Source organism: Rickettsia senegalensis, from assembly GCF_056135685.1.
Window position 1 is genome coordinate 742822 of sequence record NZ_JBVYTQ010000001.1, and the last position, 10532, is coordinate 753353.

The window sequence follows — 10532 nt, forward strand, 5'->3', positions numbered from 1 at the left end:
TCTTACATTTAGTAAAATTAAGATAATATTAAATGGAGGATTAGAGATGAATCTAAATCAAAAAATAATAAAGCCAAAAATAGGATTACTAGAATTAGCTAGGAGTCTTGGTAGTATATCGTCAGCATATAAAGCTATGGGTTACAGTAGAGACAGTTATTATAGGTTTAAAGAGTTATATGAAACAGGAGGAGAAGAAGCATTATATGAGATTAGTCGGAAGAAGCCAATTATAGCGAATAGAGTTGATCCTGCCGTAGAGAGAGCAGTATTAGATATGGCAATAGAATACCCTGCTTATGGTCAGCTGCGAGTATCAAATGAGCTTAAAAAGACTGGTATTCTTGTATCACCTGGAGGAGTTAGATCTATTTGGCTACGTAATGATTTAAATAATATCAATAAAAGACTTAAAGCATTAGAAGCCAAAATGGCTCAGGATGGTATTGTTCTTACCGAAGCTCAGTTACAAGTATTAGAGAAACGGCGTAGCGAGAAAGAAGCTCATGGTGAGATTGATACACAGCATCCAGGTTATCTAGGATGCCAAGACACATATTATGTAGGTAATTTTAAAGGCATAGGCAAGGTATATTCTCAAGTGTTTATTGATAGTTACACTCGGGTTGCAGAGGCTAAACTATATACTGATAAAACAGCACTTACCGCTGCTGACATGCTTAATGATAGAGTGTTACCATGGTATGAGAGTCAGCAAATACCAGTACTTCGTATTTTAACTGATAGAGGTGGTGAGTATAAAGGTAATATAGAACATCATGCTTTTGAATTGTTCTTAAGCATTGAGGGTATTGAGCATACTACTACTAAAGCATATTCTCCTCAAACAAATGGTATGTGTGAACGTTTTAATAAAACTATGAAACAAGAATTCTTTGATACTGCTATGCGTAAAAAGATCTATACTGATCTTGATGATCTACAACTAGATCTTGATATTTGGCTAGAATATTATAATAATGAAAGACCGCATTCCGGTAAATATTGCTATGGAAAAACACCTATGCAGACTTTTATGGATAGTAAAAAGTTAGCTGTTGAAAAGAATAACGAAATCTTATATCTTGAATACTCATCTGACAGTCATAACTTATCAGACATTCAGATATAATTTTTATAATGTCTGTAAGATTAAATCTTGACTTCTACATATTATTCTTTTCTTTTTGTACTTTCTTTCTTCTTTGTAAATTCTTTTTTAAAGCAGTTGATAAATTATCAAATTTAGCTGGTGGTTTGGCTTTTTTCGGTGCTTCTTTGGTATCTTTGGTAGATGACATAAATAATTATCTTTTCACATTAGCATTATTATATTATATTATGGATATTTTGGAAATAAAACTATAAATAATCTATGAATCAAAGTAATATAATCTCTCCTGAGTTACTGGATGAGAGAAAAAATATTGCAAGGCAAGGGGGCGGTGAAGCTAGGATCAACGCACAACATCAAAAAGGTAAGTTAACTGCACGAGAACGCATAGAAGTATTATTAGATCCGAATAGCTTTACCGAAACAGGTATGTTTGTATCCCATAGATGCAATAATTTTGGGATGCAGGATAAAAAGTTTTTAGGTGACGGTGTTGTAACGGGACACGGTACGATAAACGGTAGGTTGGTATTTATTTATAGCCAAGATTTTACCGTACTTGGTGGCTCACTCGGTGAATATCATGCTAAGAAAATCTGCGATATTATCGATCAAGCTATAGCAACCGGTGCTCCTGTAATCGGTATTAACGACTCAGGGGGAGCAAGAATTCAAGAAGGAGTTGATGCTCTTGCCGGATACGGTGAATTATTTCAGCGTAATGTTTTAGCATCTGGTGTTATCCCTCAAATTACCTTAATTATGGGACCTTGTGCCGGTGGTGCGGTATATTCCCCCGCTTTAACCGATTTTATATTCATGGTTAAGAATAGTTCTTATATGTTCGTAACTGGTCCCGATGTAGTAAAAACCGTTACGGGTGAAGAAGTAAGCCAAGAAAAGCTCGGTGGTGCTAGAATGCATACCACTAAAAGCGGCGTTGCCGATCTTGCATTCAATAATGATATAGAAGCACTGCTCGAAATTCGTAAGTTCTTTAATTTCCTTCCGTCATCCAACCGTAGTCCTCTTCCTGTTCGCTCGACTATTGACCCCGCCGATAGAGTCGATATGTCTCTTAGCACGTTAATACCTAACACTCCTAATAAGCCTTATGACATGAAAGAGCTTGTTGAACGCATCGTTGATGAGGGAGAATTTTTTGAACTACAATCTGATTTTGCGAAGAATATCATTATCGGCTTTGGTTATATGGAAGGTTATCCGGTAGGATTTGTGGCTAATCAGCCTTTGCATTTAGCAGGATGTTTAGATATAAACGCCTCAAGAAAAGCAGCAAGGTTTATTAGATTTTGTGATGCTTTCAATATTCCTGTAGTAAGCCTTGTTGATGTACCTGGATTTCTGCCCGGTACATCTCAAGAGCATGACGGTATTATTAAACACGGGGCTAAGCTGTTATACGCGTATGCGGAAGCTACAGTGCCGAAGATTACCGTAATTACCCGTAAGGCTTATGGAGGTGCTTATATAGTTATGAACTCCAAGCATCTTAGAGGCGATATAAACTATGCTTGGTTTAATTCGGAAATCGCTGTTATGGGTGCAGAGGGAGCAGCCGAGATAATATTTAAGGAAGAATGTAAAGACCCTGAAGCTAAAAAACAAAAAATCGATGAATATAGAAAAGTAGTAACTTCGCCTTTTGTTGCAGCATCTAGGGGATATTTAGACGATATTATAAGACCGCAAAATACTAGATGGCGAATATGTAAGGCGTTAAATTTCCTGCGTACTAAAAAAGTAGAATTACCTTGGAAGAAGCATGATAATTTGCCGCTTTAGCCAAACGTCATTGCGAGGAAAATTACGAAGTAATTGACGAAGCAATCTCAGGATATTTGACGAGATTGCCGCGCTCCCTATGGTCGCTCGCAATGACGAAAAATACAAGAAAAATTATAACAAAAAACTATGAATAAACCATTATTTGATAAAATTTTAATTGCTAATCGTAGCGAGATCGCCGTTAGGATAATACGTACCTTAAAAAAGATGGGAATAAAGTCGGTTGCAGTATATTCTGAAGCAGATACAAACTCAATGTATGTGCAGCATGCAGATGAGGCTTATTATATAGGTGATTCCCCTGCAACGGAAAGTTATTTATCTATTAAAAATATTATCTCAGCAATTCGTGAAAGTGGAGCAAGTGCAGTACATCCAGGCTACGGTTTTTTATCGGAAAATCCAAATTTTGCCAATATTCTTAAAAGAGAAGGTGTTGTTTTAATAGGACCGAGTGCCGGAACTATTAAAAAAATGGGCGATAAAATCGAAGCAAAAAAGATAGCGATAGAAGCCGGAGTTAGCACAGTTCCGGGTTATATGGGAACTATAAACGATGTTAAGCAAGCGGTGGATATTGCTAAAGAGATTGGTTTTCCGGTAATAGTAAAAGCGGCTGCCGGCGGCGGTGGACGTGGTATGAGAGTAGTGAATAATCCTGCTGAAATGGCAAATGCTTTTGAGTCGGCAAAGCTTGAAGCAGCCAATAGTTTTAGTGACGATAGATTATTTATTGAGAAGTTAATTCAAACGCCCCGTCATATCGAAATTCAGCTAATTGCCGATCAATACGGCAATAGCGTATGTCTCGGAGAGCGTGAATGTTCAATACAGCGTCACCATCAAAAAGTAATCGAAGAAGCACCGAGTTCTTTTATTACTGAAGATATAAGGCAAGAAATGTATCGGCAGGTAATATCCTTATCTCAAAAAGTGGGATATTATTCGGCCGGTACCGTTGAGTTTATAGTAGATAGCAATAAAAATTTCTATTTTTTAGAGATGAATACTAGGTTGCAAGTCGAGCATCCCGTTACTGAGCTAATTACCGGTATAGATATCGTTGAAGAGATGATAAAAATCGCAGCCGGTGAGAAATTATCCTTTACACAAGATGACATAAAATTAAAAGGTTGGGCATTTGAATCACGAATTTGTGCCGAAAACCCAAGCAGAGGTTTCTTACCTTCTAGCGGTAGAATTATAGCTTATTCCGAACCTGCAAAGAGTCCTAATATCCGTATAGATACAGGAATTGGGCTTGGCGGTGAAGTAAGCATGTTTTATGATTCGATGATTGCAAAATTATGTACTTACGGTGAAACAAGAGAGCAGGCGATTGAGGTAATGCGTTCTGCTTTGAGTTCTTATATAATTAACGGCATTGCTCATAATATCAGTTTCTTAGAAGCTGTAATGCTACATCCACGCTTTGTTAGCGGCGATATTTCTACCGCCTTTATTCAAGAAGAATATCCTGACGGCTTTTCCGGAGCTAGTCTAACTTCAGAAGTAACTACCGTATTTTTAGCAACGGCTATTTTTATTTATATATCAGAGCAAAGACGCGCTTCTTTAATTTCCGGCAATATTGACAATCAAGCTAACAAAATAGGTACAAGATGGGTAGTAACTATCGATGATAAATTATTCCCCGTATTAATTACACCTGTTGAAAACGGCTATAATATACGTCACGAAAGCGATAGAATATATATTCGTAGTAACTGGAATTTAGGTAATGAACTTTTTACGGCTATAATTAACGGTAAAAAGACAAATGTAAAAATTGAGAATATCAGAACCGGTTATTTATTATCGCATGCCGGTATTAGCGTAAAAGCCTTTGTACGCTCTCCTCGTATATCAGAACTTGAAGCGTTAATGGTCTCAAAAGTAGTAGTAGAAGAAAGCTCCGAACTTGGGGCTCCTCTAAGCGGTCAGATTGCTGCGATAAAGGTGAAAGAAGGACAGGAAGTGACGGCAGGACAAGAAATTATGACTTTAATTGCTATGAAAATGGAAAACCTGATTCTTGCCGAAAGAGACGGAAAAATAGCTAAAATTTTTGTTAATGAAAAGGATAATGTTGTAAGAGGACAGATATTATTAGAATTTGCTTGATATACTCTGCTATCGCTATTGCGAGTGGCATTACCCGCGTGGATCGATTTCACCTCTGTGTGTCATCCCGTGGGCTTGACCAGCGTTGTTGCATGGCTCGAAAAACACGCTCGGTGTCATTCCTGCGAAAGCAGAAATCCATCACAAAGCGAGATAAATCGAGGGTCGTGCCTCCGTATTGCAGTTTAGAGTAAATAGTCTATAATCCTCAAACAGTAATAAGAGAGAATTATAGTTAAGGAGTTATGGCAAAAATAGATGTTAAGTGTAGATATTGTAACAACACAGAAGAAGTAATAAAGTCAGGATATTCAATTTCAAAACAACAGAGATATCAATGCAAGCGGTGTAATCGATATTTTTAATTGGAGTATATTAATAATGCATCTAAGCCTGGAGTTAAGGAGCAAATAGTAGAAATGTCAATCAACGGCTCTGGAGTTAGAGATACAGTAAGAGTATTAAAAGTGGGTATCAATACAGTTATCCGTGTTTTAAAAAAATCTAGTATTAAAAAACAATAAATCATTCTATCAGTACAACAGAAGTAATTATTGCTCCTGAGATAGATGAACAATGGTCTTATGTACAGAATAAATCCAGACAACGATGGCTTTGGTATGCCTTGGATAAGATTTCGTTAAAAGTAGTTGCTTATATGTAATAGTTGAGATTTAATCTTACATTTAGTAAAATTAAGATAATATTAAATGGAGGATTAGAGATGAATCTAAATCAAAAAATAATAAAGCCAAAAATAGGATTACTAGAATTAGCTAGGAGTCTTGGTAGTATATCGTCAGCATATAAAGCTATGGGTTACAGTAGAGACAGTTATTATAGGTTTAAAGAGTTATATGAAACAGGAGGAGAAGAAGCATTATATGAGATTAGTCGGAAGAAGCCAATTATAGCGAATAGAGTTGATCCTGCCGTAGAGAGAGCAGTATTAGATATGGCAGTAGAATACCCCGCTTATGGTCAGCTGCGAGTATCAAATGAGCTTAAAAAGACTGGTATTCTTGTATCACCTGGAGGAGTTAGATCTATTTGGCTACGTAATGATTTAAATAATATCAATAAAAGACTTAAAGCATTAGAAGCCAAAATGGCTCAGGATGGTATTGTTCTTACCGAAGCTCAGTTACAAGTATTAGAGAAACGGCGTAGCGAGAAAGAAGCTCATGGTGAGATTGATACACAGCATCCAGGTTATCTAGGATGCCAAGACACATATTATGTAGGTAATTTTAAAGGCATAGGCAAGGTATATTCTCAAGTGTTTATTGATAGTTACACTCGGGTTGCAGAGGCTAAACTATATACTGATAAAACAGCACTTACCGCTGCTGACATGCTTAATGATAGAGTGTTACCATGGTATGAGAGTCAGCAAATACCAGTACTTCGTATTTTAACTGATAGAGGTGGTGAGTATAAAGGTAATATAGAACATCATGCTTTTGAATTGTTCTTAAGCATTGAGGGTATTGAGCATACTACTACTAAAGCATATTCTCCTCAAACAAATGGTATGTGTGAACGTTTTAATAAAACTATGAAACAAGAATTCTTTGATACTGCTATGCGTAAAAAGATCTATACTGATCTTGATGATCTACAACTAGATCTTGATATTTGGCTAGAATATTATAATAATGAAAGACCGCATTCCGGTAAATATTGCTATGGAAAAACACCTATGCAGACTTTTATGGATAGTAAAAAGTTAGCTGTTGAAAAGAATAACGAAATCTTATATCTTGAATACTCATCTGACAGTCATAACTTATCAGACATTCAGATATAATTTTTATAATGTCTGTAAGATTAAATCTTGACTTCTACAGCTTACACGTTTGGTACAAGATGTGATAGCACATTAGAATCATTACTGAAAAAACTAGAGAATTTCAAGGTGACTTTTTACTATACAGATGGATGGGGGAGTTATGCTAGGTTATTAGACCCTAAAAAGCATATTATCAGTAAAAAATACACTCAACGGATAGAACGAAGTAACTTGAACCTTAGAACGAGATGCAAGAGGCTTGCACGTAAGACAATCTGCTTTTCCAAGTCATTGGATATTCATGATAAGGTTATTGGTACTCTTATTGAACGTATAGCTTTTTAATAGGCGTAACTGCAATATGGAGGCATGACCAAATCGAGCTTTAATTTCAAAAATTTGCTGCATTTATGTTTTTTTGGATTCCTGCTTTCGCAGGAATGACATAAAACTAGCCATGTAACAACGTCGGCTTAACCACGGGATGACACAGTGGGTTTTGCCGATCTACGCAACAACGCTTTCTTGCAATGATGGAAAAGCCTATCCATGCAACAATAGAAAGCAGTTTACTATATTCATTTATTCAGTTATATCCATTAAGTCAAAATTTTCTCCTAAAATACTAAAGTTAGTATCTTTCTCAAGACATAAAATATTAAAGCTAGTTTCTTCTTCGAGAATATATTCCATTAAGTTAAAATTTTTCTCAATGTATGAAATCATTGATTCGTCCGCCTTATCAGCCATTTCTAGAGCTTCAAATTGACACTCTCTTAAATAATATTGTGCTTTTTGATAATAATTAGATCTTTTGTGTATTTTACTATACATTTCTATAGCTTCAGCGTATTTATCTAGATTGTAAAAAGAACTACCGCAATTAAATAAAGCACTTTGATAGAGTGAGAAATGGTTATCAGAGATCTGACTATAATATTTTATGGCTTCTATAAATTTCCCTTGTTGAAAGTAACACTCTCCTATATTAAACAGAGCATGAGGATAAGATGTGCTACTTTGATCTATTTTGCTATAAGCTTCTATAGCTTCTTTATATTGCTCATTCCTAAAATAATTATTTCCTTTCGTAAGATTTGGATTAGCCATGGTTCCTCCGTATTTTAATTAGATTTTTTTATAAAAAAGTATATATTACCATGAAATATGATCCCCATGTTTCATGGTAATATATATGTATCTAATAAATGTGCAAGAGGTTTTTCGTCTGAGCTACGGAACAGCAGTAAGTTTTGATGAAGCAATTCAGTAAAAAATTCTGATTTACAGAATTTTTTTTAATTATTTTCTAGATTGCTATGCAGTCTTGTTAGATGGCTCATTCTATGTCATTCCCATGAGGCATTGTTGCGTGGATCAATTTCATCTCTGTCATCCCGTGGCTTGACCACGGGATCCAGTAAAAATACTAAAATTATTAGTATTTGTTTATTGTTTTTATGGACCCCGGGGTCAAGCCTATAGTACTGGGCAGTTTTTGAGAAGACCTCGATGACATCCCTGCGAAAGTGAGGATCCAGGCTAAAAAATCTTAATTTCAAAAATTTTCTGTATTTATACTTTTTTTTCTGGATTCCCGCTTTCGCGGGAATGACATAAAGAGCATTTACCGGCCCACGCAACAATGCCTATGGGGAATGTGATATAAGAGTCATGCAACAAAGCAATCTTATTGCAGGAATAACATCAAACTAACTATTAAACTTAGCATCAAATAGCTCTTTATGTATCACCGTCCAAATTAGGTGTATCTTCACTAAGTGTTTTAATTTCATTAAGTAAAAAGAATTGTGATTTAGCAATTTCTACTAATCTAGAACCTGTTTTAGTCCCAGTATTAGCATCAGCATCAGAAACATAACCTCCTTCTAAAGGTAATATGTGCACTGAAGTAGCAAGTGCTTCGATGTTTTCTTCAAAAACCTCTTGATAAGGCAGGTTATGAAAGAGGTCTATTATTTCTGCTTTTAACATCTCTATAATTGTTATATATTTCTTATGCTTATCCTTATCAGGATTAAATATCGAAAGATCAGCTTTATGCTTAATTAATAATCTGCAAATATCTTTATATGTAGGATTTTCCGGTTTATCTATAAGTGAATTTAATGCTAAAAGAACTACTTTACCTCTTTCTAACATTACAGCATTAGGATTACCGTCATGCTCTAATAAAACTTTAAGCATTTCTATATACGTAAGTGGATCGTGTTCCGGTTTAGAACCTAAAGCTTTATAATTGGGTTCATAGGCTGCGATTGCATCAGATACTACTAAAGCAACAGGATCTTCTGAGTGGTCATGTGCTGTTGCGCCATATTTAAACAACTTTTCTAAAATTTCGACATTACCTTTTATTATTGCTGATATAACGCCTTGAGATGCAATAGCTTCTTTTATTAGGTCGTGCCTCCGTATTGCAGTTTAGAGTAAATAGTCTATAATCCTCAAACAGTAATAAGAGAGAATTATAGTTAAGGAGTTATGGCAAAAATAGATGTTAAGTGTAGATATTGTAACAACACAGAAGAAGTAATAAAGTCAGGATATTCAATTTCAAAACAACAGAGATATCAATGCAAGCGGTGTAATCGATATTTTTAATTGGAGTATATTAATAATGCATCTAAGCCTGGAGTTAAGGAGCAAATAGTAGAAATGTCAATCAACGGCTCTGGAGTTAGAGATACAGTAAGAGTATTAAAAGTGGGTATCAATACAGTTATCCGTGTTTTAAAAAAATCTAGTATTAAAAAACAATAAATCATTCTATCAGTACAACAGAAGTAATTATTGCTCCTGAGATAGATGAACAATGGTCTTATGTACAGAATAAATCCATACAACGATGGCTTTGGTATGCCTTGGATAAGATTTCGTTAAAAGTAGTTGCTTATACGTTTGGTACAAGATGTGATAGCACATTAGAATCATTACTGAAAAAACTAGAGAATTTCAAGGTGACTTTTTACTATACAGATGGATGGGGGAGTTATGCTAGGTTATTAGACCCTAAAAAGCATATTATCAGTAAAAAATACACTCAACGGATAGAACGAAGTAACTTGAACCTTAGAACGAGATGCACGAGGCTTGCACGTAAGACAATCTGCTTTTCCAAGTCATTGGATATTCATGATAGGTTATTGGTACTCTTATTGAACGTATAGCTTTTTAATAGGCGTAACTGCAATATGGAGGCATGACCGAACCTATTAATTCTCTAATATCATCTAAGCTTTTGTGATTTTTTACTGCTTGAAGAACTGTAAAATCTATAATTGTTTTGGAAAGGGTTGAATCTACTAATTGCTTAATATCTTGCATGCTTCTATGTTTTTCTATTAAATTTTTAATAGAAAAACATAGAAGGTTATCTGAATAAAATGTATATACAAGTTGCTTGATATCTTTTATATCTTTGCTTTTTTCTATTAAAAAAACAAGAGATTTTATTGTATCAGCATTGTTATCTAATAACTCTAATATTATTTTTTATCTTTTATTTTAAATGCCCTATTTAGTGCTGTTCCATGTATAGGATCAATTTTGTTAATTTGATTAGTTTTGATAAGTTCTTTAATTTTTTCTTTAGTTTCTTCTTTAAATTTTCCTTTTAAAAGTTGTTTTTCAGTTTTCAAAGAATCTCTTAGAGCTTTAAACGAGAGGCTT

General features: G+C 34.9%; 13 protein-coding genes and 1 pseudogene. 9 read left to right on the forward strand and 5 right to left on the reverse strand.

Annotated elements, in window-relative coordinates; all coding sequences use genetic code 11:
- Nucleotides 1-46: 46 nt before the first annotated feature.
- The gene (locus AC0ODJ_RS03970; RefSeq protein WP_121834048.1) at nt 47-1132 is read left to right on the forward strand and encodes an IS481 family transposase; all 1086 of its coding nucleotides are present in this window, start codon (nt 47-49) and stop codon (nt 1130-1132) included.
- Nucleotides 1133-1166: 34 nt separating this feature from the next.
- On the opposite strand, the gene AC0ODJ_RS03975 is transcribed toward AC0ODJ_RS03970, so the two are convergent.
- Nucleotides 1167-1301, reverse strand: coding sequence for a hypothetical protein (locus AC0ODJ_RS03975; RefSeq protein WP_256621206.1), 135 nt, complete (start codon nt 1299-1301; stop codon nt 1167-1169).
- Between the two features lie 74 nt (nt 1302-1375).
- On the opposite strand from AC0ODJ_RS03975, the gene AC0ODJ_RS03980 reads away from it, so the two are divergent.
- The 7 genes from AC0ODJ_RS03980 (at nt 1376) to AC0ODJ_RS04010 (ending at nt 7184) form a co-directional block, all read left to right on the forward strand.
- A complete protein-coding gene (locus AC0ODJ_RS03980; protein WP_218460272.1) occupies nt 1376-2920 on the forward strand; it encodes an acyl-CoA carboxylase subunit beta in 1545 nt (514 codons plus the stop codon).
- Nucleotides 2921-3049: 129 nt separating this feature from the next.
- The gene (locus AC0ODJ_RS03985; protein ID WP_218460273.1) at nt 3050-5047 is read left to right on the forward strand and encodes an acetyl-CoA carboxylase biotin carboxylase subunit; all 1998 of its coding nucleotides are present in this window, start codon (nt 3050-3052) and stop codon (nt 5045-5047) included.
- Between the two features lie 245 nt (nt 5048-5292).
- Nucleotides 5293-5412 carry an IS1 family transposase gene (locus AC0ODJ_RS03990; protein WP_121834047.1) on the forward strand — a complete coding sequence of 40 codons (120 nt, stop codon included), beginning with the start codon at nt 5293-5295 and terminating at the stop codon, nt 5410-5412.
- Complete coding sequence (locus tag AC0ODJ_RS03995; protein WP_474464717.1) at nt 5413-5571, forward strand: IS1-like element transposase; 159 nt, start codon at nt 5413-5415, stop codon at nt 5569-5571.
- A 29-nt stretch (nt 5572-5600) separates the two neighbouring features.
- On the forward strand, nt 5601-5711 hold the full coding sequence (locus AC0ODJ_RS04000; RefSeq protein ID WP_474465714.1) for an IS1 family transposase: 111 nt from the start codon (nt 5601-5603) through the stop codon (nt 5709-5711).
- Between the two features lie 60 nt (nt 5712-5771).
- Nucleotides 5772-6857, forward strand: a complete 1086-nt coding sequence (locus tag AC0ODJ_RS04005) for an IS481 family transposase (protein WP_474465674.1) — start codon at nt 5772-5774, stop codon at nt 6855-6857.
- Nucleotides 6858-6884: 27 nt separating this feature from the next.
- Nucleotides 6885-7184 (forward strand): IS1 family transposase, encoded by a 300-nt coding sequence (locus tag AC0ODJ_RS04010; protein WP_474465068.1) that lies wholly within the window; start codon nt 6885-6887, stop codon nt 7182-7184.
- A 237-nt stretch (nt 7185-7421) separates the two neighbouring features.
- Here the strand turns inward: AC0ODJ_RS04010 and AC0ODJ_RS04015 are convergent, their stop codons facing one another.
- Together AC0ODJ_RS04015 and AC0ODJ_RS04020 are read right to left on the reverse strand one after the other, a co-directional pair.
- A complete protein-coding gene (locus AC0ODJ_RS04015) occupies nt 7422-7949 on the reverse strand; it encodes a tetratricopeptide repeat protein (protein ID WP_218460541.1) in 528 nt (175 codons plus the stop codon).
- 633 nt (nt 7950-8582) lie between these two features.
- Complete coding sequence (locus AC0ODJ_RS04020; RefSeq protein WP_474465069.1) at nt 8583-9188, reverse strand: hypothetical protein; 606 nt, start codon at nt 9186-9188, stop codon at nt 8583-8585.
- Between the two features lie 156 nt (nt 9189-9344).
- Here AC0ODJ_RS04020 and AC0ODJ_RS04025 point away from each other — a divergent pair.
- Nucleotides 9345-10038 (forward strand): annotated as a pseudogene (locus AC0ODJ_RS04025) (IS1 family transposase).
- On the opposite strand, the gene AC0ODJ_RS04030 reads toward AC0ODJ_RS04025, so the two are convergent.
- Entirely contained in the window at nt 10035-10187 is a 153-nt protein-coding gene (locus AC0ODJ_RS04030; protein ID WP_218460485.1) for a hypothetical protein, read from the reverse strand. The pseudogene AC0ODJ_RS04025 and the gene AC0ODJ_RS04030 sit on opposite strands and share 4 nt — an antisense overlap.
- Before the next feature lie 161 nt (nt 10188-10348).
- Nucleotides 10349-10501: a hypothetical protein gene (locus AC0ODJ_RS04035; RefSeq protein WP_474465070.1), complete on the reverse strand. Its 153-nt coding sequence runs from the start codon at nt 10499-10501 to the stop codon at nt 10349-10351.
- Nucleotides 10502-10532: the final 31 nt, after the last annotated feature.